At 57.3% G+C, this 25,971-nt stretch carries 24 protein-coding genes; 6 read left to right on the top strand and 18 right to left on the bottom strand.

The window, feature by feature from the left end; translation table 11 throughout:
- Positions 1-135: 135 nt before the first annotated feature.
- Complete coding sequence (locus ACEPPP_RS14890; RefSeq protein WP_374087969.1) at positions 136-678, top strand: hypothetical protein; 543 nt, start codon at positions 136-138, stop codon at positions 676-678.
- Positions 679-784: 106 nt separating this feature from the next.
- Here ACEPPP_RS14890 and ACEPPP_RS14885 read toward each other — a convergent pair whose 3' ends face one another.
- From ACEPPP_RS14885 to prmB, 12 genes are all read right to left on the bottom strand, one after another.
- Positions 785-2,668, bottom strand: coding sequence for a potassium transporter Kup (locus ACEPPP_RS14885; RefSeq protein ID WP_374087967.1), 1,884 nt, complete (start codon positions 2,666-2,668; stop codon positions 785-787).
- Between the two features lie 146 nt (positions 2,669-2,814).
- Positions 2,815-3,909, bottom strand: a complete 1,095-nt coding sequence (gene thrC, locus ACEPPP_RS14880) for a threonine synthase (RefSeq protein ID WP_374087965.1) — start codon at positions 3,907-3,909, stop codon at positions 2,815-2,817.
- 7 nt (positions 3,910-3,916) lie between these two features.
- Complete coding sequence (locus tag ACEPPP_RS14875) at positions 3,917-5,227, bottom strand: homoserine dehydrogenase (RefSeq protein WP_374087963.1); 1,311 nt, start codon at positions 5,225-5,227, stop codon at positions 3,917-3,919.
- 40 nt (positions 5,228-5,267) lie between these two features.
- A complete protein-coding gene (alaC, locus tag ACEPPP_RS14870) occupies positions 5,268-6,452 on the bottom strand; it encodes an alanine transaminase (RefSeq protein ID WP_374087961.1) in 1,185 nt (394 codons plus the stop codon).
- A gap of 58 nt (positions 6,453-6,510) precedes the next feature.
- Positions 6,511-7,281, bottom strand: a complete 771-nt coding sequence (gene kdsB, locus ACEPPP_RS14865) for a 3-deoxy-manno-octulosonate cytidylyltransferase (protein ID WP_374087960.1) — start codon at positions 7,279-7,281, stop codon at positions 6,511-6,513.
- Positions 7,278-7,466 carry a Trm112 family protein gene (locus ACEPPP_RS14860; protein WP_374090933.1) on the bottom strand — a complete coding sequence of 63 codons (189 nt, stop codon included), beginning with the start codon at positions 7,464-7,466 and terminating at the stop codon, positions 7,278-7,280. The genes kdsB and ACEPPP_RS14860 overlap by 4 nt, the downstream gene beginning before the upstream one ends.
- On the bottom strand, positions 7,459-8,457 hold the full coding sequence (gene lpxK / locus ACEPPP_RS14855) for a tetraacyldisaccharide 4'-kinase (protein WP_374087958.1): 999 nt from the start codon (positions 8,455-8,457) through the stop codon (positions 7,459-7,461). The genes ACEPPP_RS14860 and lpxK overlap by 8 nt, the downstream gene beginning before the upstream one ends.
- Positions 8,454-8,891, bottom strand: coding sequence for an ExbD/TolR family protein (locus ACEPPP_RS14850; RefSeq protein ID WP_374087956.1), 438 nt, complete (start codon positions 8,889-8,891; stop codon positions 8,454-8,456). Before ACEPPP_RS14850 ends, lpxK begins: the two co-directional genes overlap by 4 nt.
- On the bottom strand, positions 8,888-9,505 hold the full coding sequence (locus tag ACEPPP_RS14845; protein WP_374087954.1) for a MotA/TolQ/ExbB proton channel family protein: 618 nt from the start codon (positions 9,503-9,505) through the stop codon (positions 8,888-8,890). Before ACEPPP_RS14845 ends, ACEPPP_RS14850 begins: the two co-directional genes overlap by 4 nt.
- 59 nt (positions 9,506-9,564) lie before the next feature.
- Positions 9,565-10,725: an MFS transporter gene (locus ACEPPP_RS14840; RefSeq protein WP_374087952.1), complete on the bottom strand. Its 1,161-nt coding sequence runs from the start codon at positions 10,723-10,725 to the stop codon at positions 9,565-9,567.
- 70 nt (positions 10,726-10,795) lie between these two features.
- On the bottom strand, positions 10,796-11,884 hold the full coding sequence (gene aroC / locus ACEPPP_RS14835; RefSeq protein WP_374087950.1) for a chorismate synthase: 1,089 nt from the start codon (positions 11,882-11,884) through the stop codon (positions 10,796-10,798).
- A gap of 1 nt (position 11,885) precedes the next feature.
- Positions 11,886-12,818, bottom strand: a complete 933-nt coding sequence (gene prmB, locus ACEPPP_RS14830; RefSeq protein ID WP_374087945.1) for a 50S ribosomal protein L3 N(5)-glutamine methyltransferase — start codon at positions 12,816-12,818, stop codon at positions 11,886-11,888.
- Between the two features lie 89 nt (positions 12,819-12,907).
- On the opposite strand from prmB, the gene ACEPPP_RS14825 reads away from it, so the two are divergent.
- The 3 genes from ACEPPP_RS14825 (at position 12,908) to ACEPPP_RS14815 (ending at position 16,233) form a co-directional block, all read left to right on the top strand.
- Positions 12,908-13,789, top strand: a complete 882-nt coding sequence (locus ACEPPP_RS14825; RefSeq protein WP_374087944.1) for an HDOD domain-containing protein — start codon at positions 12,908-12,910, stop codon at positions 13,787-13,789.
- 44 nt (positions 13,790-13,833) lie between these two features.
- Positions 13,834-14,715 (top strand): globin domain-containing protein, encoded by an 882-nt coding sequence (locus ACEPPP_RS14820; protein ID WP_374087942.1) that lies wholly within the window; start codon positions 13,834-13,836, stop codon positions 14,713-14,715.
- Positions 14,716-15,267: 552 nt separating this feature from the next.
- A complete protein-coding gene (locus ACEPPP_RS14815) occupies positions 15,268-16,233 on the top strand; it encodes an IS110 family transposase (RefSeq protein WP_374087657.1) in 966 nt (321 codons plus the stop codon).
- 23 nt (positions 16,234-16,256) lie between these two features.
- Here ACEPPP_RS14815 and ACEPPP_RS14810 read toward each other — a convergent pair whose 3' ends face one another.
- The 6 genes from ACEPPP_RS14810 to ACEPPP_RS14785 form a co-directional block, all read right to left on the bottom strand.
- Positions 16,257-16,772: a hypothetical protein gene (locus ACEPPP_RS14810; protein WP_374087941.1), complete on the bottom strand. Its 516-nt coding sequence runs from the start codon at positions 16,770-16,772 to the stop codon at positions 16,257-16,259.
- On the bottom strand, positions 16,756-18,060 hold the full coding sequence (locus ACEPPP_RS14805; protein WP_374087939.1) for an AAA family ATPase: 1,305 nt from the start codon (positions 18,058-18,060) through the stop codon (positions 16,756-16,758). Before ACEPPP_RS14805 ends, ACEPPP_RS14810 begins: the two co-directional genes overlap by 17 nt.
- A gap of 142 nt (positions 18,061-18,202) precedes the next feature.
- A complete protein-coding gene (locus tag ACEPPP_RS14800) occupies positions 18,203-18,709 on the bottom strand; it encodes a CinA family protein (RefSeq protein ID WP_374087937.1) in 507 nt (168 codons plus the stop codon).
- Between the two features lie 33 nt (positions 18,710-18,742).
- Positions 18,743-19,519: an acyl-ACP--UDP-N-acetylglucosamine O-acyltransferase gene (lpxA, locus tag ACEPPP_RS14795; RefSeq protein ID WP_374087936.1), complete on the bottom strand. Its 777-nt coding sequence runs from the start codon at positions 19,517-19,519 to the stop codon at positions 18,743-18,745.
- A gap of 5 nt (positions 19,520-19,524) precedes the next feature.
- Entirely contained in the window at positions 19,525-20,409 is an 885-nt protein-coding gene (gene xerD / locus ACEPPP_RS14790; protein ID WP_374087935.1) for a site-specific tyrosine recombinase XerD, read from the bottom strand.
- Entirely contained in the window at positions 20,406-20,903 is a 498-nt protein-coding gene (locus ACEPPP_RS14785) for a methylated-DNA--[protein]-cysteine S-methyltransferase (RefSeq protein ID WP_374087934.1), read from the bottom strand. The genes xerD and ACEPPP_RS14785 overlap by 4 nt, the downstream gene beginning before the upstream one ends.
- Positions 20,904-21,396: 493 nt before the next feature.
- Between ACEPPP_RS14785 and ACEPPP_RS14780 the strand changes: the two genes are divergently transcribed.
- Positions 21,397-23,970 carry a hypothetical protein gene (locus ACEPPP_RS14780; protein WP_374087933.1) on the top strand — a complete coding sequence of 858 codons (2,574 nt, stop codon included), beginning with the start codon at positions 21,397-21,399 and terminating at the stop codon, positions 23,968-23,970.
- Between the two features lie 123 nt (positions 23,971-24,093).
- Complete coding sequence (locus ACEPPP_RS14775; RefSeq protein ID WP_374087932.1) at positions 24,094-25,968, top strand: GMC family oxidoreductase; 1,875 nt, start codon at positions 24,094-24,096, stop codon at positions 25,966-25,968.
- Positions 25,969-25,971: the final 3 nt, after the last annotated feature.

Below are 25,971 nucleotides of genomic sequence, written 5' to 3'. Positions count from 1 at the left end.
TCTACCGTCGATGAAGTCAATTTGCTTGAAAATGACAGGATGGCGGCACTACAATAGCCAGCCGCAGCCGACTCATTTTGTTAGCCAGTTCAGTCCTGCGCGAATTCCACAATAAAAATAACCCGGGGGTACATCATGCCAAAGCAAGCGCTTATTCCAGCGGCGATTCTAACGCTATTCTCTCTCGCCGGCACGCCCGGCATTGCCGCACCATCCGACACCGATGCGGGGACGCCTTCCGCCAAGGAAATCAGTCCGGTCGGCAAAGTCCCTTATCAAAACGACAGCTGGACCGACACGCAATTCATTCAGGGCGACCGTTCGCTGGTATTGGAAATGCAGAAGGTCCCGCCGGGATCGCGTCTCGTGGTGCAGCAAGTTTCGGTGGTCGCCGAAACCGACGACTCCGCGATCGACGTCAGTTGCTTCGTTTATGCCGGCACACCGGACCAGCGCATCACTCAGGTCAGCCCCAGCCACCCGCTGATGTTGGGAGCTCAATCCCGCATTGCTTCGCCGGCACACACCCGAATCGCCGCGCGCGCCGCCAGCCAACCCCTCACCCTCTATGTCGAGTCGGGTTTGGTTCCCGAAATCAACTGTAGATTTTCCGACCCGCTGCAAGGCCATGCCGCGGCGATCTCCGGCACGGTCACCGGCTATTTGATTGCCGAATAAAAACAGCCGCCTGAAAACGGCAAGACCTCCGAGGCTTTAAAAAACCCAGAGGTCTTGCAGAACCACATCCTGATAGCGGGCCCGCCCCGCTCACCCTAGCAAAGCGCTATAGCTCAACCCTAACCCCCAGCTCGACCACGCGGTCCACCGGAATCTTGAAAAAGTCGATCGGGCTGGTCGAGTTGTCGAACAAGAAACAAAAGATACCGCGCCGCCAGGGCGGCATCGGACTGCGCATCCGGAATGAGACACGCTCGCTGCCGATGAAAAAAGACGCCTTTTTCGGATCGAAGACCAGGCCTTCCCTGTTCAGCAACTCCAGTGCCCGGCGCACATCCGCGTTTTGCTTGAAACCGTAATACAGTTTCACCCGGTAGAATTTGCGGTTTTTACCGAACATGCGAATCTTGACCCGGTGCTCCTCGTCCACATAAGGCTCGTCCTTGGTGACGATGGTCAGCACGATCACCTGCTCATGCAGCGCGTGATTGTGTTCGAGATTGTGCAGCAGCACCGGCGGCACGCCTTTGAGCGTTCTGGCGAGATAAATCGCGGTGCCCTCGACCGTGACCAAGTGGCCGGTGATTTCCTGTTCGAGTTCCTCGAACAGCAAATGCTTCTCTTCCATGTATTCGTGCAGCAGCGCGCGTCCCTGGATCCAGGTGGTCATCGCGATATAGACCAGCGCCCCTACCCCCAGCGACACCCAGCCGCCGGTCTGAATCTTCAGGCTGTTCGCAAACAGAAACTGGAAGTCGATCGCCAGGAATATCGCCAGGAAAGCCAGGCCCTTGATCCGTTGCCAGTGCCAGAGCGCCTCGATCACGATAAAAGCCAGCACCGTATCGACGATCATCGTGCCGGTCACCGCGATGCCATAGGCGGACGCCAGCGCCGAGGTCGACTGAAAATTGAACACCAGCGTGGTGACCGCGATCATCAAGAGCCAATTGACGGCCGGCAAATACACCCGGCTCTTTTCGCCGTCCGAGATGTGCAGGACGTTCAGGCGCGGGCAATAGCCGAGCTGAATCGCCTGCCGGATCACCGAGAAGGCGCCCGAAATCACCGCCTGCGAGGCGATCAGCGCCGCCAGCGTGGCCAAAATCAGCAGCGGAAAACGCGCCCAAACCGGCGCCAAAAAATAAAACGGATTTTGCACCGCCGCGGGATTGTCGAGCAGCAAGGCGCCCTGGCCGAAATAATTCAGCAGCAAGGCCGGAAAGACATAGCCGAACCAGGCCAGACGGACCGGCTTCAGGCCGAACGGCCCCATATCGGCATAGAGCGCCTCGGCCCCGGTAATCACCAGCACGATCGCCCCCATGACCAGAAAGCCTTTCCAGCCGATCTCGCACAAAAATTGCACGGCGTAAACCGGGTTGACCGCCAGCAGCACATCCGGATGCTCTAGTAGATTGCTCAATCCCGTCAACGCGAGCACGCCGAACCATAACACCATCACCGGCGAAAAAATTTTGCCTATCCTGCCCGTGATCGAGGATTGAAAGATGAAGAGGCCACCTAAAACCAGCAACGCGACCGGCAAGGCCTCCCCCCTCAGCGACGGTGAAACGATTTGCAGCCCTTCGACCGCGCCGAGCACCGAGATCGCCGGCGTGATGATGATGTCGCCGAAAAACAGCGAAGCCCCGAGTATGCCGAGACTGACGACCGCCGCCGTTTTCCGGGGATCGTCCCGGCAGGCGTTTAGAGCCAGAGCCATCAAGGCCATGATGCCGCCTTCGCCATTATTGTTCGCGCGCATGATGAACAGCGTGTATTTGCAGGCGACGACCAGCGTCAGCGACCAGAAGATCAGCGACAGCACGCCGAATACATGGACCCTATCGACCGTGATGCCGTCCTGGAAGACTTCCTTCAGCGCGTAGAGCGGGCTGGTGCCGATGTCGCAGAAAACGACGCCGACGGCGCCAAATGCCAGGCTGGCCAGAGGTTCACGAACGGGGGGATGGGAATCTGAGGGCATGACGGTATCCTCAAGAAAAAGAAGCGAGCCGGATGGGTAAATGCAACCGGGAAAATTCAAAAGGCCGGACCGCCGACAACCGGCAATCCGACCTTCGCGAGTGGATAACAAGCCAGTTTTATGGCCTTGAATTAGGTCCGGCGATTTTACATATGATCCAGAATCGCGCGCTTGACCGCATCGAGTTCGGCATCGATCGTCAAGGTGCGCGCCGCCGCGCATTGCTTGATCGCGGTATCCGGGTCTTTCAGACCGGTGCCGGTCAGCGTGCAGACGATCTTGCTGCCCTCCGGAATCTTGCCGCTCTTGATGTCGCGCCAGGCGCCGGCCAGCGAAGTCGCCGAGGCCGGCTCGCAGAAGATGCCTTCATGTTGCGACAGCAGCTTTTGCGCTTCGAGAATCTCCTCGTCGGTGAATTTGTCGAACCAGCCGCCGGATTCCTTTTGCGCGGCCCAGGCAAAGTCCCAGGATTGCGGGTTGCCGATCCGGATCGCGGTCGCGATCGTTTCCGGATGCTCGATCGGATGGCCTGCCAAGAACGGCGCGGCGCCGGCCGCCTGATAACCGCACATGACCGGGCGCTTCGAAGTCACCGCCTTGTGCGTGTCGCTGTCGGTCGAATATTCCTTGTAGCCTTTCCAGTAGGCGGTGATGTTGCCCGCGTTGCCGACCGGAAGGCAATGATAGTCGGGCGCCTCGCCGAGCGCGTCGATGATTTCGAAGGATGCGGTCTTCTGGCCGTCGATCCGGTACGGATTGATCGAATTCACGATCGTGACCGGCGCCAGCTCTGCGACTTCCTTGACCAGATTCATGCCCTGATCGAAATTGCCCCGGATCTGGATGATCGTCGCATCGTACATCAGGGTTTGCGCGAGCTTGCCGAGCGCAATCTTGCCTTCCGGAATGATCACGAAGGCCTTGATGCCCGCTCGCGCGGCATAGGCCGCCGCCGCGGCGGAGGTGTTGCCGGTCGAGGCGCAGATGATCGCACGGCTGCCTTCCTCGACCGCCTTGGTGACCGCCATGGTCATGCCGCGGTCCTTGAACGAACCGGTCGGGTTCAGGCCTTCGAATTTGACGTAGATGTCGACATCCTTGCCGGCCAGGCGCGGAATGTTCTGCAGCTGAATCAGCGGCGTGTTGCCTTCGTTCAGGCTGATCACGCGCGTCGAGGCCGAAACCGGCAGACGATCGCGGTAACGGTCGATCAGACCGGTGTAATGTTTTGCAATAGACATGTGTTATTTATCCCAAGGTTTCCAGGCGAATCCGGCAGACTTGGCCGGTCACGGTTGGCAAGGCTTCGATCTTCCGGATCGCATCGTTCATTTCCTTTTCGAGCGTGATCTGCGTCAGCAAGATGATCGGCACCGCGGTCTCGTTTGCCAGCGGCTCTTTTTGAATGATCGCTTCGATGCTGATCTGATGGTCGGCCAGGATTTTGGTTACGTCGGCCAGCACGCCGGGCTTGTCTTCGGCATTCAGGCGCAGGTAATAAGCCGACTTGAAGCGGTCGGGTGACAGTATCGGGATGTCCTTGATCGCATCGGACTGGAAGGCCAGATGCGGCACCCGGTTTTCCGGGTCGCTGGTCAGGGCCCGTGTCACGTCGATCACGTCCGCGACCACCGACGAGGCGGTCGGCTCGGCGCCCGCGCCGGCGCCGTAATACAGGGTCGGGCCGACCGCATCGCCCTTGACCAGCACCGCGTTCATCACGCCGTTCACGTTCGCGATCAGGCGGCGTTCGGGGATCAGGGTCGGATGCACGCGCAGCTCGATGCCCTCGGGGGTCTTGCGCGCGATGCCCAGATGCTTGATCCGGTAGCCCAACTGCTCGGCATATTCGACATCGAGGCGGGTGATCTTCGTGATGCCTTCGGTGTAGACCTTGTCGAACTGCAACGGAATGCCGAATGCGATCGAGGCCAGGATCGTCAGCTTGTGCGCGGCGTCGATGCCCTCGACATCGAAGGTCGGATCGGCTTCGGCATAGCCCAGAGCCTGCGCCTCGGCCAGCACGTCCGCAAAATCGCGGCCTTTTTCGCGCATCTCGGTCAGGATGAAATTGCCGGTGCCGTTGATGATGCCGGCCAGCCATTGGATCTGATTGCCGCTGAGCCCCTCGCGGATCGCCTTGATGATCGGAATGCCGCCGGCGACCGCCGCTTCGAATGCGACGATCACGCCCTTCTCGCGGGCTTTCGCGAAAATCTCGTTGCCGTGCAGCGCGATCAGCGATTTGTTCGCGGTGACCACATGTTTGCCGTTCGCGATCGCGGCCAACACCATGTCCTTGACGGGGCCGGCGCCGCCGATCAATTCGAGCACGATGTCGATTTCGGGATCGTTGATCACGTCATAAGGATCGGCCGTGACCGTGATGCCTTCGGTGCTGCAAATGCGCGGCTTGCCGAGATCCCGGCTCGACGCGCGGGTCACGATGATTTCGCGCCCGGCCCGGCGGGCGATTTCGACTGCATTACGCGTCAGGACATTGACCGTGCCGCCGCCGACCGTCCCTAGCCCCAAAATTCCGACTTTTACCGGTTTCAAAACAAACCCCCGATCCGTTTTTCAATAAAAAAAACGGGCATTATACAACCTTGTCATTCTTCATCATATGGCGAATGCCGCGTATCGCCTGCCGGGTGCGGTGTTCGTTCTCGATCAGGCCGAAGCGGACATGGTCGTCGCCATACTGGCCGAAGCCGATACCGGGCGCGACCGCGACTTTCGCCTCATGCAACAGTTTTTTCGAAAACTCGAGCGACCCCATTTCTTTGTAAGGCTCGGGGATCGGCGCCCATACGAACATCGTCGCCTTCGGCTTCTCGACCGGCCAGCCGGTGGCGTTCAAGCCGTCGCAGAGCACGTCGCGCCGCCTTTGATACATCGAGGCGATTTCGTGCACACAGTCCTGCGGCCCTTCGAGCGCGGTGATCGCGGCGATCTGGATCGGCGTGAAGGTGCCGTAATCGAGATAGGACTTGATCCTGGCCAATGCACCGACCAGCTTCTTGTTGCCGCACATGAAGCCGACGCGCCAGCCCGGCATGTTGTAGCTTTTCGACAAGGAGAAAAATTCGACCGCGATGTCTTTCGCACCCGGAACCTGCAGGATCGAAGGCGCCTTGTAGCCGTCGAAGACGATGTCGATATAGGCGATGTCGTGCACGACCCAGATCTTGTGTTCTTTCGCGAGCGCGATGATCTTTTCGAAAAAGTCCAGCTCGACGCATTGACTGGTCGGATTGCCCGGAAAATTCAAAATCAGCATCTTCGGCTTCGGCCAGGTTTCGACGATCGCGCGCTGCAACTCCTCGATGAAATCGACGCCCGGAACCAAGGGCACATGGCGGAGGTCTGCGCCCGCGATCACGACGCCGTAAGGATGGATCGGATAGGCCGGGTTCGGCACCAGCACCACGTCGCCGGGGCCCAGGGTCGCCAGGGCCAGATGCGCGAGGCCTTCTTTCGAGCCGATCGTCACGATCGCCTCGGTTTCCGGGTCCAGGTCGACATCGAAACGGTTCTTGTACCAGGTGCAGATCGCCTTGCGCAGGCGCGGGATGCCTTTCGACATCGAGTAGCGGTGCGTGTCCGGCCGTTTCGCGGCTTCGAGCATCTTGTTCACGATATGATCCGGCGTCGGCTGATCCGGGTTGCCCATGCCGAAATCGATAATGTCCTCGCCCGCCGCTCGCGCTTTGGCCTTCAGTTCGTTCACGATATTGAAAACATAGGGGGGCAAGCGGCTGATACGGGGAAATTGGTCCATTTATTCAGATCTATACAAAAAATAATTGAAAGGGTCCGTCGCCGGGCGACGGCATAGTCTAGCCCGCCGAGACGAGAAACTGTTCGACGCGCTGCAAGTCTTCCAGCGTATCCACGCCGGCCGGCGGAATCTGATCGACGATGCTGACCGCGATCGCCTCGCCCTGCCACAGGATACGCAGCTGTTCGAGCGACTCGGTTTTTTCGAGCGCCGAAGCGTCCCAGTTGCAGTAACGGCGCAAGAAATCGACCGTGTAGGCATAGAGGCCGATGTGCCGGTAATAAGGCATGTTGCCGGACAACGCCCAGTTGCCGGCGGCAAAGCCGTCCCGGTCCCATGGAATCGGCGCGCGGCTGAAATACAGCGCGCAGCCGTGCCGGTTCAGCACGACCTTGACCGCATTCGGATTGAAGATTTCCTCGCTGTCGTGGATCGCGGCCGCCAAGGTCGCGATGCCGGCCTGCTCTTGTCCGGCCAACACCGCTGCGGCCGCGCGCAGGTACTTGGGATCGAGCAAGGGCTCATCGCCTTGCAGGTTCACGACGATGTCGTCGCCCGCCCATCCGAGCTTTTCGGCCACTTCCGCGATGCGCTCGGTGCCGCTCTGGTGATCGGCGCGGGTCATCACCGCGTCGATGCCCAAGTCGCGGACAGCGTTGTATATCCTGTCATCGTCGGTCGCGACCACGATCGCGTCCGCGGCGGCCTCGCGCGCGCGTTCGCAGACATGCGCGATCATCGGTTTGCCGGCGATCGCCAGCAAGGGCTTGCCGGGCAGCCGGGTCGAACCGTAGCGCGCCGGAATCACGACCTTGAAGCGAACGCTCATCTGTAGGCTTCGACTTCTTCGAAACTGAGCGTACGCGCCTCGTCCTCGAGCATCACCGGAATGTCATCGCGGATCGGAAACGCCAGCCGGTCGGGCTTGCAAATCAGTTCCTGCCGGGCCTTGTCGTAAACCAGCGAACTCTTGCAGATCGGACAAGCCAGAATGTCGAGCAATTTTTTATCTATCATGGGTCTCACTTAATAATTCGATTAACCGCGCCGCAAAAGCCGGGTCCAGATTAGCCTCTACTGGCACGGCCCAAAGCCTTGCGTTGGCAAATTGTTTACATTTTACCGCATCCTTCTCGGTCATTAGAACCGGAAGCGTATCGCCGTAGTCGACATCCTGGGCCTGAAAGGCAAAATGATCCGGAAAATCATGCGTAATGCAGGTCAGCCCCGCCCTTTCGAGGCCCTGAAAAAACCGCGCCGGATGGCCGATCCCGGCCACCGCATGGCAAGGGGCGGACCTGAATTCGCCAAGCGGCTTGCGCTCGCCGCTCATCAGGTTGACTGCGTCCTGCAGCGCCATCCGCATCGCAAACTCGCCGGGCCGGGGCTCGCCGCCGTTCACGACGATCAGATCGACTTCCTTGAGCCGGGTGACAGGCTCCCGCAAAGGCCCTGCCGGCAGACACCAGCCGTTGCCGAAGCGCCTTTCGCCATCGATCACCGCGATCTCGATCGACCTGCCGAGCGCGTAGTGCTGCAAACCGTCGTCCGACAGCAACACATCGCAAGGCGCCTTGCCGAGCAGCGACCTGCAGGCCTCCGGGCGCCGCGGCGACACCGCCATCGGGCAGCCGGTTCGGGTCGCGATCAGCAGCGCTTCATCGCCGACCGCGCCGGCATCGCTTGCCGCATCGACCCATTGCGGCCATCCATCAGGCTTGCCGCCGTAGCCCCGGCTGACGATGCCGGGATGGTAGCCTTGCGCCTTTAAAAACTGCGCCAGCCAAAGGATCAACGGCGTCTTGCCCGCGCCGCCGACCGTGATATTGCCGACCACGATCACCGGCACCTTAAAGGTCGCGGTTTTTCGAAGCCCCAGGCGGTAGGCAGTCCTCCGCAGCCAGACAATCGCTTCGAACAGCTTGCTCAAGGGCCAGAGCAGCGCGCCGACGGCGGATTTTTGATACCAGACCTGCGCCGCCAGCCGCGACAGCCGTTTTGTCATGGCCCAGGCTTCGGCTGCTGCGCTTCGAAGGTGATATGGGTAAAACCGGCGCGGCCCGCCGAATCGAGCGCGCTGATCACCGCCTGATGCGGCGTCTTGCCGTCCGCGCTGATGATGAACGGCAGGTCGGTGCCATTGGTCGCCATTTTTTGCAGCTCGCGCAGCAAGGTCTCCGGTTTTTGATCGACCAATTGGTGCAGCATACCGTCAGCGCCCTTCACATAATACAGGCCGTCCGCATCGATCACCAGGGTAATCGATTTTGGCGGCGCTTCCGCCTCGGCGGCGTTGGCTTCGGGCAATCTGATTTTGACTTGAGTCTGCCGATTGAACGTCGTGGACACCATAAAAAAAAGCAAGAGCACAAACAGCACATCGATCATCGAGATCAAGGTGATATCGATTTTTCGCCTTTTTTTACGATGGAAATTCATAGCACGGCCTCGCGCTCGCCGTGCATCATCTCAATCAGCCGCAACGCTTCCATTTCCATGTTGATCACGAATTCATCGACCCGGCGCAGGAAGTAGCGATGGAACACCAGGCTGGGAATCGCGACGGTCAAGCCGGTCGCGGTCGTGATCAGCGCGACCGAAATGCCGCCGGCCAGCACCGTCGGATCGCCGGCGCCATGCTGCAACAGTTCGGAAAAAATCTCGATCATGCCGAACACGGTGCCCAGCAAGCCGAGCAAGGGCGATATTTCCGCGATCGTACCGAGGGCGTCCAGAAAGCGCTCGAGATCGTGCGTCACCTGACGCCCGACGTCTTCGATCGATTCCTTCATCATCTCGCGGCCATGCGCGCTGTTCGCGATGCCGGCCGCGATGATGCTGCCCAAGGGCGAACTGGTTTTGAGCCGGCGCAGCGTCATCTCGTCGATCCGGTTTTCACGATGCAGCTTCCAGACTTGCAAAACCAGATCCTGCGGCATGATTTTTTTGCGCTGGAGGGTCCAGAACCGTTCCGCGACGATGCCCATCGCGCCGATCGAACAGATCATCAAGGGCCACATCATCCAGCCGCCGCTTTTAATTATTTCAAACACATTACACCTTATTATTCAAAAAAGTTTGCGAAATCACGAAATCGACTAAACCTTGTATTTTAGCCTTGCCGCGACGATTTCGCCATGCTTCCGCGCATCCCTGCGGCGGCGACCACAAAAGCCAGAAAACACGCCAGCGCCGCGACCGAGAAAATGATGCCGGCGCCGAGCCGATCCCAGTAATAGCCGCTGTACAGGCTGCCGAGCATGCCGCCGATGCCGAAACTGAAACTGCTGTACAGCGCCTGCCCCTTGCTCAGGTGCTGTTCGCCGAAATACTGCTGCACCAAATGGATCGCCGCAATGTGCGCGGAACCGAAACTCGCCGCATGCAAGAGCTGCGCCGACACCAGCAGGGCCGGGTTAGTGGCATACCAGCCGATCAGCCACCAGCGCGCGGTCGCCAGCAGCAGACTCCAGAGCAGAATGCCGCGCAGGCTGAAACGGCCGAGCAAGGGCCGCATGAAAATGAACAGGATGATCTCCGCAAACACGCCCAACGCCCAGAGGCTGCCGGTCGTCGCGGCCGAATAGCCGAGTTGCTGGAGATAGATCGAATAAAAAACATAATAAGGCCCGTGCGCGGCCTGCAACAGCATCGACACGACCAGGAAGGCCAGCACCTCGGTTTTCCTCAATACCGACAGCACGCCGGTCGACTCCGCGTGCGACTGGCGGGGAGCGGCTCCCCCTAGCATCAGCGTCACGATCCAGTTCAACAGCAGCAGCGTGACCAGGAACAGCGGCAACTGCGCAATCGGCTGGCGGTCGAACCACCAGCCGAGCCCCAGCACCGTCACGATGAAGCCGATCGAACCCCACAGCCGTATCCGGCTGTAACGGTGCGCGTCGTCGCCGAGATGCGCCAGGGTGACCGCCTCGAAAAGCGGCAACGAGGCGTTCCAGAAGACGCCGAAACCGAAGGTGCAGGCCGCCAGCTCGACATAACCCCGCACGGCCAGAAAGCCCGAAAAAGCCACAGCCGAGCAGAACAGCGTCACCCGGATCAGGCGCAGACTCCTGCCGGTCCGGTCCGCGATCCAGCCCCAGAAATTCGGCGCGATGATCCGGGTCCCGACCAGCACCGCGGACAGATTGCCGATCTGCACCGCATCGAGACCGAGCTGTTTCAGGTACAGGTTCCAATAGGGCAAAAAGCCGCCGAGCGTACCGAAATAAAACAGATAGAAGCCCGACAGGCGCCAATAGGGAACGGACATCAAAGCGGTCTAGGAAAAAAGGGCTTCCCGCCCGGACGGGGCCGGCTCCAGTCGCAAACGCCTTGCGAGCCTATCGTAAAATCGGCAGGCCGGAGCGCACATCGCTGTTCTGCGCCCGCTGCCGGAGATAATGATCCATGATCACGATCGCGACCATCGCCTCCGCGATCGGCGTCGCGCGGATGCCGACGCAAGGATCGTGGCGGCCTTCGGTGACCACTTCGATCGGCTCGCCGCGCACATTGATGCTCCTGCCGGGCAGGCGCAGGCTCGAAGTCGGCTTCAGCGCGATGCTCGCGATCACGTCCTGACCGCTCGAAATGCCGCCCAGAATGCCGCCGGCATGATTGCTCAGAAAGCCTTCCGGCGTGATCTCGTCGCGGAACTGGGTGCCCTTGCTGTCGATGCAGCCGAAACCGTCGCCGATTTCGACGCCCTTGACCGCGTTGATGCTCATCAACGCATGCGCGAGGTCCGCATCGAGCCGGTCGAAGATCGGCTCGCCAAGACCCGGCGGCACGTTCGTCGCGACCACATTGATGCGCGCGCCGATCGACTCGCCTTCCTTGCGCAGGGCGTCCATGTAGGCTTCGAGCTCGGGGACGCGCTCCGCATCACCGCAAAAGAACGGATTCGTGTTCACGACCGACCAGTCCAGCTTGTCGATCTTGATCGGACCCAACTGCGCCAGGAAGCCCCGAATCTCGATGCCGGCCTTCTCCTTCAGGTATTTTTTCGCGATCGCGGCCGCCGCGACCCGCATCGCGGTTTCGCGCGCCGAAGAGCGGCCGCCGCCCCGGTAATCGCGAAAACCGTATTTTTGCTGATAGGTATAATCGGCATGGCCGGGCCGGAACGACTCGGCGATTTTTGAGTAATCCTTCGAGCGCTGATCGGTGTTTTCGATCAGCAGGCCGATCGGCGTGCCGGTCGTCTTGCCCTCGAACACGCCGGACAGAATCCTGACTTCGTCCGCCTCGCGCCGCTGCGTGGTATGCCGGGAGGTGCCGGGCTTGCGGCGGTCGAGATCGAGCTGGATGTCGGCCTCGGAGAGTTCGAGCCCCGGCGGGCAGCCGTCGACGATGCAGCCGAGCGCGGGTCCGTGGCTTTCGCCGAAGGTGGTGACGGTGAAAAGTTTTCCGAAGGTATTGCCAGACATATTAATCCAAAGCCGCGATGAATTGGTCGTGATAGAGCGCGAGTTGCTCGCCGGTCAGCAAAAACACCCCGTCGCCGCCGCGCTCGAAATCGAGCCAATAAAAAGGAATGTCCGGAAAGGTGTCCTGAAGCGTTTGCGCGCTGCTGCCGACCTCGACGACCAGGATGCCCTGTTCGGCCAAATGGTCTTTCGCTTCGGCCAAAATGCGCAGCACGAGGTCGAGCCCGGTCTTGCCGCCGGTGAAGCCCATCTGGGGTTCGGCATGGTATTCGGGCGGCAGGCTCTCCCATTCGGCGACCGCGACGTAAGGGGGATTGCTGACGATGATGTCATAGCGCTTATTCGGCAGCGCGTCAAACAAGTCGGACTGGTACAGCGAGACCGAATCTTCGGCCTGATGCTTCCTGACATTGATTTCGGCCACCGCCAACGCATCGGGCGACAAATCGACCGCATCGACCGAAGCGGCCGGAAACGCATAGCCGCAGGCGATCGCGATACAGCCGCTGCCGGTGCACAAATCCAGGATGGCATCGACGCTATCCTCGTCGACCCAGGGCGCAAAGCGCTGTTCGATCAGTTCCGCGATCGGCGATCTCGGTACCAGTACCCGTTCATCGACATAAAACGACAGGCCCGCGAAAATGGCTTCATGGGTCAGATATGCGGCCGGCTTTCTTTCGTTGACCCGGCGCTCGACGATGTCGATCAAGGCCTGCCGTTCCGAATGCGTCAGCACCGCCTCCAGGTAAAACGGCGACACGTTATATGGCATATGCAGCGTGTGCAATATCAGGCCGGCCGCCTCGTCGATCGCAGTCAGCGAGCCGTGGCCGAAATAAACCTGGGCATCGCTAAAGCGGCTGGCCGCCCAACGAATATAGTCCCGTATCGTGGTTAAGGTCGCGATGACCTCGGTCGATGTATCCTGCATGATAAGAAAATCTTGGCCGCTCGGCCCTTGCACAAAGAGGCGAATTTTAAACTAAACTTGCCTCATTGTCCGAATTTTAAAGCCATTCCATGCCAGTTGCCGAACCGATCACCCCAGCCTCCGACACCATCCCGACCGAAAACAGGCTGCTTGAGGCATGCCGCCGGCATCTCGAAAACAACGAACTGGTCCTGCCGACGATCCCCGAGGTCGCCTTCAAAATCCGCCGCGCGATCAATGATGAAAAAGCCAACAGCACCCGGATCGCCCGCATCGTGCAACTCGATCCCTCGCTGACCGCGCGCCTGATCAAGATTTCGAACAGCGCCCTGTATCGCGGCCGCAAAACGATCGAAAGCTGTCCGGAAGCGATCACCCGGCTCGGACTGAAAGCCGCGCAAGACCTCATCACCGCCCTCTCGCTGAAAACGGTCTTTACCGCCAGGTCGCCGTTCATCCGCCATAAGATGATCGAGCTATGGACGCACAGCAGCTTCGTCGCCTCGATCAGCGCGGTGCTCGCGCATCAGGCGAAAGGCTTCGATCCCGACCGCGCGATGCTGGCGGGGCTGATCCACGACATCGGCAAGGTTCCGATACTGACCTTTGCCGATCAACACATCGAACTGGCCTTGAACGCCGATCATCTGAACGAAACGATCGACAGACTGCACGAACCGGTCGGCCTGAACATCATCCGGCAATGGAATTTTCCGGCCGATTTCGACGATGTCGTGATCCACTCGGAAAACTGGCAGCGCGATACCGGCGCACCGGCCGATTACGCGGACATCGTGATGCTGGCGCAATTACACAGTCTGATCGGCAAGGTCGGCTTCAAAACGCTGCCGAAGATCGACACCCTGCCCGCCTATCGAAAGATCGCCCGTTCGCTCGACGCGGACGGCAGCATCACGATCCTGGACATCGCCAAGGATGAAATCGAAATGGTTCAGCAAATGCTCGGCTGAAGCACGCGGCCTCCCTTCTCTTTATTAAAGAATACGATTGAACCATGAAAACCCAAAGGTTGTTAGTCAAAAACTGCATCGACGACATCGCGGACAGCCGGGAAGAACTTTCGCGCCTGTTCTACCGCGAACTGTTCCATCTCGACATCAATCTGAAAAAAGTCTTGCCCGGCAACACCGTGTTTCTGAACCGGAAGTTTTTCAACATGCTGGCCGCTTTGCAGAACGTCAAATATCTCGAAAACATCGCCGAATCGGTCGTCAAACTGGGCGAGCGCCATCTGGTGAAATACGGCGCGCAGATCGAGCATTTCGACACGCTGAAACAGGCGCTGCTGAAAGCGCTCGCAGAGCATCTCGGCGACCGCTTCACCCCGGAATTACAAGCTGCCTGGAACGGCGTTTTCGACGACGTCGCCCGCGTGATGAAACAGGCGATGACGGCCTCCGATCGCCGCGCCGAAGCGCGCCCTCTGTATGACGAAAGCACCTACGACCCGAATCTGCTGGATGAAATCGGCGGCGAGGCAGGCGTTTACCGTGTGCACGAGCGTTTCTACGACGTGATGTTCAACCATCCCTGGCTCGGACAATTCTTTTTCGGCAAGTCCGAAGAGGTGCTGATCACCAAGCAAACCCAGTTCATGGTCGCCGCCTTCAACGGCCCGAACCACTACACCGGCGACACCCCGGCCTTCGTGCACATGCACATGTTCATCACCGACGAAATGGCCGATCTGCGCGAACGGATCCTGCGCGAGGCGATCCTCGACGAGGGCCTGTCCGAGTCGATAGCGGAACGCTGGCTGAAGGTCGACCAAAGCTACCGCTCGGCCATCGTCAAAAAATCGATAGATGAGTGCGTATTGAAATGCGTCGGGCAGGTGCCGGTGACGGCCGAGAAGCCGTTAAATTACGAGGCTTGATTTGATTCGATGTGCTCTTTTACCTTCGCTGAACTCCAAGCCTGCTTTTTAGTAGGGGTCAGCGTGAAAAAGACCAGCAGTAGGCTGGGTTGAGGCACGAAACCCAGCATAGCCATTCATATCACATAACCTTGCTATTCATTGCCGAATGCACACCTATAACTGCTTACGCGTCCCTACCGGCTGTTATTTTGTTTACTGTTATAACTTTGCCGAACGCCAGCATGAGGTGTATATCCTGAAAATTGGACGGGATCAGCGGAAATTGAGCATTGCAATCGGGAATAGCGGAAGCGCTGGGTTTGTGCCTCAACCCAGCCTTGTATTATAAATCCCGTGTTATTTAAACGGGTTTAAGCTATAAAAGCACCGTGTAACACACCTGAGGGGCACCTCAGGTTTGAGTAGCTGGATGCCGTACCCAGCCTTGGAAAACCAAGTCCGTGACGTAGATCATGCAGCAGCTACTCGCCTCGATCAACGATCGGACAGTATCTTTGGCCCGGCTTGCCGGTAGCCCGCATTCACAAGGTAGATCATTTGAGGTTTTCTATGTCTTTGTTTCATCTCGGCATTGATGTTGCTAAAGCCAAGTTGGACTGCGCCTTGCGCTTGCCCAACGGCAAGTTTCGCAGCAAAGTCATTGCCAACTCCAACGCCGGCTTTGCTCAATTAACCGACTGGTTGGCGTCGTATCAAGCAACATCCGTCCATGTCTGCATGGAAGCCACTGGCATTTACTGGGAAGACGTTGCCCAGTGCCTGGCGACGGCAGGTCTCACTGTCAGTGTCGTCAATCCGGCGCAAATTAAAGCCTATGCCGCCTCCCGGCTCACCCGTAGCAAAACCGATGCGGTCGATGCCCGGCTGATCGCCGATTTCTGTGCCGAGCGTCGACCCGAATCTTGGCAGGCTCCAAGTCAGGAGGAAATCGCTTTGCGTGCTCTGGTACTGCGTCTGGAGGCGCTGCAGACCATGCGTACACAGGAAAGCAACCGTCTTGGCGTTTCCCGCGATGCCGTCCATGACGATATTCAGCAGCATCTCGATTGGCTCGACAATGCTATTAAGCAACTGATTAAAAACATTAACGAGCACATCGACAAATACCCTGATCTCAAACAAAAACGAGATTTGCTCGACAGCATCCCCGGTATCGGCGAGCGCACCAGCGCCATCATACTGGCGTTTTATGCCAACACCGACCGCTTCGCCAACGGCCGCCAAGCTGCTGCTTTTGCCGGGCTCGATCCACGCCAATACGAGTCGGGTAGTAGCGTGAGAGGCAGACCCAGGTTGTCCAAGGTCGGCCATGCCTTTCTGCGTAAAGCGCTTTATATGCCTGCGATGGTCACCCTTTACAAAACCGCGTGGGGCAAGCGTTTTAAAGAACGCCTGACCAGCACCGGAAAGCCACCTAAGCTCATCATTGGCGCCATGATGCGTAAGCTCGTTCATGTCGCATTCGGCGTCTTGAAATCAGGTAAATCGTTCAACCCTGTTCTTCATGACGCTTGACTCGAATAACAGTATCTACGGCCCTAAACGCGCCACTCATCAGGTATATATCCGCCATCGGTTATAAGCCCAACAAGTGAATCATGGGATTCAGTTGGTATCACCCAAAATAAACCGTTCAGGGACGTAGATTGCCCTGCAATAAGGCAAAATACTTGACGTGCTCTTCCATCATTTGATGCGATAAATTTATTAGTTGCAAGGGCTAAATCTACGATGTGAGCGTCTTTTTCAGCAATCTGCCGTTGTGATTCAGAAATAGATGAATTTTGTATTTCAATGACAGTTACAGTATTTGGTTTGATACGTAAAACCCTCTTGCGTGCAACCATTGACGAAAACCACATTGTTGCAAATTTAGATTGATGTTTTTTCCATTCTGTTGCCAATATAGGGCAAAAAACAACGTTTATATTTGATTTCAAAATAGCCTGGAGTAACTCTCGTGAGCTACTTGATACCGGATGCTCAGACAAGCCGGATGACCTTGCAATATCGGCATCTATAACGACATGTGATGCGTTAAACTTCATTTTCAAGGGCCTCTTCCACTGAATCCAAATACATTGTTTCTACTTCAAGAGATACGCTGTCGAAGTCTTCAGGCCAATCGCCAAATGCACCATATTTATCAAGCTTTGCTTCTGTTATATTGGTCTGACCGCTTTGAGGGTCTTGCGTAAACCAATTCAAAGAAACTGATTTAGCATCTAACTGCCTCTTTGCAACCAATATTTGTACACCACGAATAAGAATCGAGCTGTGCGTCTCAATCACCACATTAATATTTCGCTCTGCTACAGCATTTGCAATAATTGTTGCAAGATTAAATTGTGCTCGCGGATGCAAATGAAGCTCCGGCTGCTCAATGTAAACTACTTGGTCTTTGTTTGCAGCCAAAAGAGCAACAAGCACCGGAAGTGTTTGTGACACCCCAAAACCTACATCGGCTATATTGACATGATCCAAGTCTGTTGAAGTGCTACCGCTGTGACGAGAAATACGAATCTCTAGACTGGTATCATTGATACTAACTGTTTCGATTGAAGAGGCTAACCCAAGAAATTTCAATTGCTCTCGAAGCGTTTCAAATTTAGCCTTCTCACCCTTACTCTTAGAAAATTTCCATTTGTGTATAATACTGGCCACATACTTTTCAAATGACCCTGGATAAACAGATTCAGATATAGCTACCTTATAGGATCGTTCTGGATTGCCTCGCAATCCTGGCACATGTATCAAACGCCTAGACAAAAGTTCAAGATTCCTTGCTGGAGTGAATCCACCCCCAAAAGGAAAAGATTTCGCACCTACTTGCATCTGGAGTTCGAGGAAGCAACGATCACGCACCACCTTCCACGTAACTTTTTTTTCCTTACCTAAAATCTGCTTAATTTGCGTAAAATGTTCACTGATAAATAGCGATTCTATTTCTGATGGCTTCAAACCTAAATGAATACGAATTCCGTCCTTAAATTCATCGCTTCTGTGAACAATGCTATCAATATGAATTCCACGTTTCTTCCAAAATTTATAAGAAGCAATCGTTTCAGTTTTTTCGTTTGAGATTGATACAGTGAAAAAGCCTTGTTCTTCCGACGGAACTCTTGAAATTATTTGACTTGAATCGGTTAATTTTACATTAGGTCCATCAAGCATTAGAGACCCTGCATCGAAATCATTCTCTAACGTCTGTTTAATTAATAGAAGTGGTTGCATAAAGCTTGATTTTCCTGAACTATTAGCGCCTGATAAAATAGTCAGCCCGCCAATTTCAAGACATCTTTTTTGAGCTATCGATTTGTATCCTTCGATTGATATTTTCACTGAATATCCTTGAAAATGTTTATGAATGATTAGGACAGTAGGGCGGATTCGCGTTAGCAATCCGCCGGGAACGGAGACAGGCTTCGAAATGGCGGATTGCCTTCGGCGAATCCGCCTTACAAATAAAAAACTGTTCGCCGCATCAGGAATCCGAAATATAGGCCTGTACATATTCATCAAGCAAACACTGCAATGCTTTCTGCACGGTCTGCCGGCGCACCGCATGACGGTCGCCTTCGAAATGCTGTTCGATACAATGGCAGGGCTGACCGCGCCGTTGCCAGGCGATGAATACCAGGCCGACCGGCTTTTCCGCCGTGCCGCCGCCGGGCCCCGCAATACCGGTCACGGCCAACGCAATATCCGCATCGCTATGCCTCAAGGCACCGGCAACCATTTCGGAGGCAGTCTGCGAGCTGACCGCGCCATGGGCTTGCAAGGTGCTGTCACTGACCCCGAGCATCGCGATTTTCGCGGCATTGCTGTAGGTCACGAAGCCGCGATCGAACCAGGCAGAACTGCCGGCGATTTCGGTCACGCTTTGCGCGATCCAGCCGCCGGTGCAGGATTCGGCCAGGGCCAACAAGTGGCCAGCCTTGCTCAGTTGCTGCCCCAACTGTCCGGCGAGCGCTAGTAAATCGTCCTGCATACTCATCACCTCAAGCTGCCTCGACCTCTATGCCTAATCGGCCGAAACATCGACAAAGCCGTGCACGCCGCGCTTGGATTTGACGGCCAGCCAGTCCTTCAGAAACTTCAATTCCTCGGTTTCCTCCAGCACATCCAGACTTTTTTTGTGCCGCAACAGACGAAACGCCTGCGACAGCACGTTGTAACGCTCGCCGGTAATTCCTGCCCTTTTCAATCCGACCGTATTCAGCCGGTAATGCCTGGCCGGCCGGCCGCCGACCAGCGTGAACGGAATCACGTCCATGTTCAGGCCGGTGGTGCCCTGCACGATCGCGAACGATCCGATCCGACAGAACTGGTGCGCGACGACCGCGCCGCCCATGAACACGTTGTTGCCGACTTCGACATGGCCGCCGATCGCGACATTGTTCGCGAAGATGGTTTTGTCGCCGATCGTGCAGTCATGCGCGACATGGCTGTTGTTCATGAAAAAGCAGCCGGAGCCGATCTTCGTCTCCCCGTTTTCCTTGGTCGAGCGGTGCGCGGTGAAGCCTTCGCGGAATACGTTGTTGTCGCCGATGGTCAGCCAGGTGACCGTTTCCGGCTTGAAGCCGATATCCTGAGGCAGGCCGCCCAACACCGCATGCGGGTGCAGAATGTTGCCCGCCCCCATGCGAACATGGCCGTGCACGACCGCATGCGCGCCGACCTCACAGCGGTCGCCGAGCACCGCGCCGCTTTCGATCACCGCGAACGGACCGACGATGATGCCGTCTCCGAGCGTGGCTCCGGGGGCGATATAAGCGGTCGGGTGAATCTGTTGTGTCATGTGTTTTAGCCTCTTGGATGAAATTTGGAATGTAAATCTTTGAGCCGTTCGCGCGCGATATGGGTGTAGATTTGCGTGGTCGACAGATCGGAGTGGCCGAGCAGCAATTGCACCACGCGCAAATCGGCGCCGTGGTTCAGCAAATGCGTCGCAAACGCGTGGCGCAAGGTATGCGGAGACAATTCCTTGCCGATGCCGGCCGTTTTCGCATGACGCTTGATGATATGCCAGAACGCCTGCCGGGTCATGCCTTCGGCCCGGTTGGTCACGAACAGGTAATCGCATGGCCGCGCGCCGAGCAGGTCCGGCCGCGCCTGATTCATGTAGGTTTCGAGCCAGCTCATCGCGACTTCGCCGACCGGCACCAGCCTTTCCTTGTTGCCTTTGCCGGTGATGCGGACCACGCCCTGACGGAAACTGATCTGCTCGAACTTCAGCCCGACCAGTTCGGATACCCGCAGCCCGGTCGCATACAACATTTCGAGCATCGTCCTATCGCGCAGGCCGAGCGAGTTTGAAACCTCCGGCGCCTCGAGCAGCCGTTCGACATCCTTTTCCGACAGCGACTGCGGCAACGGCCGGCCGATGTACGGCGACTCGATCAGCGCGGTCGGATCGGCTTGAATCCGGTTTTCGCGCAAATAATACCCGTAAAAACCGCGCAGGGTCGAAAGAATGCGCGCGGTCGAGCGGCTGCCGATGCCCTGCTGGTAGCGGAAAGCGAGGAAACGCGAGAGTTGCTCGCCGTCGGCTTCGAGCAGCGACTTGCCCTTCAGCCAGGTCGCAAAAATCCGCAAGTCGCTGCCGTAGGCGGCCAGCGTGTTTTCGCTGAGCCCCTGTTCGGCCCAGGCCGCATCCAGGTATTGGTCGATCGCATCCGCGGCTTTCATCGGCAATGCTCCGCCTCGAAGCGCAACAGTTTGATCTTGATGTCGAGCAAGGCGCCCCCGGTCGCGCCGCAGTAGCCGCCGAGGCCGGATGCCGAAACGACCCGGTGACAGGGGATGATCGGCGCGTACGGATTGTCGCGGCAGGCATTGCCGACCGCCCGGGGCGAGGAGGCCAAATTTTTGGCCAGGGCCGCATAGCTTCGAGTTTCTCCGAACGGAATCCGGCACAATTCCGCCCATACCCGGCGCCGGTAAGGAGTGCCCTGCATCAGCAGTTTAACTGCGATAGGCTTATCCCTATCATGCCAATAAGCGTCGAACAGGTTTTGCCATTGATTATCGCTGGACATGGGACTGTTGCTGTCAACGACCCAATCCATGTTTATGATCACGTCGCCGCACACCGTTAACAGCAACCGGCCTGCCGGAGTCTCTACAACAATACTCCGTGCAGTCTCTTTACACTGATCGACCCAATCTATTGCAATCGGCATCGGTCTAAGCCCCTTGCCGTTGAGGCATCGAAAAAGGCCGGTTTTGCGCTCTCATGGCACATAAGAATTCAATTATAAGCTTGTGAAATATCACACTAATTTTTAATCGCCTCATCCGATACCTCGTAATTGACAAAGTTTACCAGTTCGGTACACAATTCAAGAAATTAACCTTGCCGGCCATAAACAACTCAATATTGTCGTAAGAATAAAAAAGAAGATCGCCCGATAATCTGAGCGCGTTGTGTTAAAAACTTAACAGATATTCTAACGAAGTTAGGAGCATAATCGCCGAAAACTGATCAGGTGCGGATCATGCACTCCATTGGGGTTGAATGGACAGACAGGACCACAATAAGAACAATAATCGATCGCCTGAAAAAAAGAAAATTTTAATAATCAATTGCTTTATCGAAGGAGGTTAATCACACAGAGCGCAGTTCAATCGTGCAACCCATTTGCATGACTTTCAATATTATTGGGGAGAATACATATGAAACTGAAAAAATCAGCCCTTGCGCTGATGCTGTCCGGCGTCGGGTTTATCGGCCTGACCGGCTACAGCGGCGCGAGCATGGCGGTGCTTTTTACCAGCAAGGCCTGCAAAAACGCAGCCGGAGAAATCCTCGACGAGGCCATGTGTGTCGGCCGCAGCGCCGACAGCTTGAAAGGCGCCGACGAGGATTACTTCAAGGACATGGATTACGGCATCACCAAAAACCCCGAGGAACTGGCCAAGACGCTGGCGCCTTTCGTGCCCGGCATCACTCCCGAAGAAGCGGTCAGACGCGTCGCGATTGGGCGCAACAACTGGAACGTTTGGACCGCCGGCAACGACCGTCTGTGGGACACGATGAGCTACCGCAGCGTCGGCACGCTCGACTTTCTGAAATCATTATCCAACCATCCCAGCCTGAAATTCAGCCGCAGCAACCGCTGGAACTATTTGGGCCTGGTCAACGAACCCTGCTTCGAAAAACCGACCGGACCGCGCAAGGACCGCTACGGGCTCTGGCTCGACGTGCGCTCGAAAGACTGCGCGCCCGACCCGTTTGAAAATGAAACCAAATACCCCGGCGTAAAATACGGCGCCCGCGGTAAAAACATCCCTGCCGGTTCCTACTACGGCTATGCGACCGGCATCGTCGGCGTGCGCCTGTTTCCGAACCCTGACTTCGACGCCGAAGCCGAAAAAAAATGGGATCCTGAACGTTACTATACGGACCCGACGTATTACAACAACAAGGACTTGGTCCGGCCTTACCGCGTCGGCATGGCCTGCGGCTTTTGCCACGTCGGCCCGAACCCGACCAATCCGCCGGCCGATCCCGAAAATCCGAAATGGGAAAACCTGAATTCGAATCCGGGCGCGCAATATTTCTGGATCAACCGGATCTTCTCCTGGGAAGCCGACAGAAGCAGTTTCCCTTATCAACTGTTCACCACCTCGCGTCCCGGCGCACTCGATACCTCGCTGATTTCGAGCGACTACATCAACAACCCGCGCACGATGAACGCGGTCTATAATCTGGTGCCGCGCCTACTGAATGCGCAAAAATTCGGCGAGGAAAAACTCGGCGGCGGCAGCTTGAACAACAAGCAGCTGAATGATTTCGTGCCTGCCGATTCGCCGCTGGCCGGATTCTACAAAGCGCCGGATACCGTGTTTACCCCGCGCGTCTTGAAGGACGGTGCCGATTCGGTCGGAGCGCTCGGCGCCTTGAACCGCGTCTTCATCAACATCGGCCTGTTCAGCGAAGAATGGCTGACCCACTTCAACCCGCTGATCGGCGGCAAACCGATTACGCCGATTCCGATCAAGCAATCGCGTAAAAACTCGTCCTACTGGCAGACCAACGAAGCGCAAACGCCGGACCTGGCGCTGTTCTTCATCGCCGGCACCCGCCCCGACCTGCTGAAAAATGCACCGGGCGGCGACAAGCACCTCAGCACCGATGCGGCGGTAGTGACCCGCGGTAAGGAAGTGTTCGGCGAACGCTGCGCGCGTTGCCATTCCAGCAAGCTGCCGGAAAAAGCCTACAGCTTCTTCCCGAACGGCGGCGTCGGCAAGAACTATCTGAAGTACTGGGATAATTACTGGAAATGGACGCAAACGGACGAGTTCAAAAAGGCGATCGACGCGATCGTCAAAAAAGACGACTTCCTGCAGGACAACTTCCTGTCCACCGACCTCCGCGTCCCGGTCACGCTGCTCGAAACGAATGCGTGCAGCCCGCTCGCGACCAATGCGATCGAAGGCAACATCTGGAACGATTTCTCGTCACAATCGTACAAGAATCTGCCGTCGGTCGGTAAGTACACCGTACATTATCCCGTGCCCGACGCCAAAGGCGTCGTCCCTACTCGGCAAATCGACATGCCGGGCGGCGGCCTCGGCTTTACCCGTCCGGCTTCGCTGGTCAGCGTATGGTCGACCGCGCCGTTCCTGTTGAACAACGCGGTCGGCGAGTTCAACCCGAGCCCCGCGGTCGAAGCCAGGCTGCAATCGTTCGACAGTTCGATCGAGCAAATGCTGTGGCCGGAAAAGCGTAAGGGCAATGTCCAGTACCAGACCGCTAACGGCAAGATGCTGCCTGGCTGGATCGACAGAACTTACGACACCAGCTATCTCAGGGTTCCATCAGGCTATCTGCCGGATCTGTTGAATAAACTGGTCGGCAAGATCGAGGGCGGCAAGTTTGCAGGACAAGACGGTCTGGAACTCGGTCCGATTCCGAAGGGCACTCCGGTCAACCTGCTGACCAACATCGACCTGGATCAACGCACCGGTTTGTGGAACAAACTGACCCACGGCGCCAAGCTGGTCGATGTTCTGTTCACGCTCAAGCGTGACCTGAAGAAGCTGCCGAAGGATGCGACTGACGAGCAGGCCGCGAAGGTATTCGCGAACGCGGTCGAACCGTTGGTCAACGCCAGCAAATGCTCCGACTACATCGTCAACCGCGGCCATTATTTCGGCACCGATTACTTCAAGGAAGCCAACAAGGAGCCGGGCCTGAGCGATGCCGACAAGAAAGCGCTGATCGAATTCCTGAAGACCTTCTAAGCCTTCGTTTCGATCGGGAGCGGCACGACGCCGCTCCCTCCGGACAATCAGGGACAGAACAGCAAGACCGCCCGACCGTAACCGATCGGGCGGTCTTCATTCATTAGAGCAGGAGAACAGATAATGAGCGATAACTATAACTCTGCAACATACGATTACATCGTCGTCGGCTCGGGTGCGGGCGGCGGTACCGTTGCCGCACGGCTCGCCGAAAAGGGCAGGAAGGTGCTGGTGCTTGAGGCCGGCGGCGACCCGAAAAAACTGCAAGGCGACAACCTGGCTTTCCCCGGCGAAAAACGGCTGCCCGATGACTACGACGTGCCGGTCTTCCACCCGTTTTCGACCGAAAACGAAGCGATGCGCTGGGATTTCTTCGTGCGCCACTATGAAACCGAATCGCTCCAGGCCCTCGACCCGAAATACACCCCGACCGAGAAAGGCGTGCTCTACCCGCGCGCCGGCTGCCTCGGCGGCTGCACCGCGCACAATGCGATGATCACGGTCTATCCGCACAATGCCGACTGGGACGACGTGGCCAAATTGACCGGCGATGCATCCTGGAACGCCGACAACATGCGCAAATATTTCGAGGGGATGGAATACTGCCAGCACCGGCCGATCCTGAGAAAACTCGCCACCTGGCTCGGCATCAATCCGTCGCGCCACGGCTTCAATGGCTGGTTCCAGACCGAAGCCGCGCTGCCGCTCGAAGCCTTGGCCAAGGACAAAAAACTGGTCGCGGCGATACTCGAATCCGCCGCCAAGGTGGCCGGCACGCTGCCGAACTTTTTTGAGCGCCTGAAGTGGCAGATCGAAGGACTCGCCGACCCGAACGACTGGCGCCTGGTCAAGGAAAACGCGACCGGCCTCCGCTATCCGCCGCTCGCGACCCAAAACGGCAGCCGCCACAGTACCCGCGAACGCTTGCTCGTGGTGCAGCAAAAACATCCCGACAATCTGACCATCGAACTCGATGCGCTGGTCACCAAGGTGATTCTCGACGAAAACAACCGCGCGGTCGGCGTCGAGTATCTGAAAGGTGCGAAGCTGTACAAGGCGCACGCGAATCCGAGCATTAAGCCCGGCGAGCCGCGCAAAGTCTATGCCGCGAAAGAAGTGATTCTGGCCGGCGGCGCCTACAACACGCCGCAGTTGCTGATGCTCTCCGGCATCGGCCCGAAGGAGGAACTGCAAAAGCACGGGATTCCGGTCAAGCATCACCTGCCTGGCGTCGGCACCAATTTGCAGGACCGCTACGAAGTCGGCGTCGTGAACAAAATGAACCAGGACTGGGAAGTGCTGAAAGGTGCCAAATACGCGCCCGGCGACCCGCAATACAACGAATGGAAGAACGAAAACAAGGGCGTTTACACGACCAACGGCGCGGTATTGGCGGTGATCAAAAAATCGTTCGAGGAACGGCCGCTGCCCGATTTGTTCTGCTTCGCCCTGCTCGGCAATTTCCGGGGCTACTTCCCCGGCTACTCCAAGCTGATCAAGGAGGGCCTGAACTATTTGACCTGGGCCGTGCTGAAGGCGCACACGATCAACCGCGCCGGCGAAGTCCGGCTGGTCTCCAGCGATCCGCGCGACCGGCCTTACATCAACTTCCGCTATTTCGAGGAAGGCAGCGACGTCGAAGGCCAGGATCTCGATTCGGTCGTTGAGGGCGTCAAATTCGTGCGCCGCATCACCAAACCGCTGTTCGAACAAGGCATCTTGACCGAAGAAGTCGCGCCCGGCAAGGACTTGCAGACCGACGAGCAAATCCGCGATTTCGTCCGCTACAATGCCTGGGGCCACCACGCCTCCTGCACCTGCCCGATCGGCGCCGACAACGACCCGATGGCGGTATTGGACAGCAAGTTCCGCGTCCGCGGCATCCAGGGCCTGCGCGTCGTTGACGCGTCGGTATTCCCGAAGATTCCGGGCTTCTTCATCGTGTCTTCGGTGTACATGATCGGCGAGAAAGCGGCCGATGTGATATTGAACGGTTGATAC

Source organism: Methylomicrobium lacus (genome assembly GCF_041897535.1).
Classification (GTDB): domain Bacteria; phylum Pseudomonadota; class Gammaproteobacteria; order Methylococcales; family Methylomonadaceae; genus Methylomicrobium; species Methylomicrobium lacus_A.
This window is presented reverse-complemented; position numbering and strand designations above follow the sequence as displayed.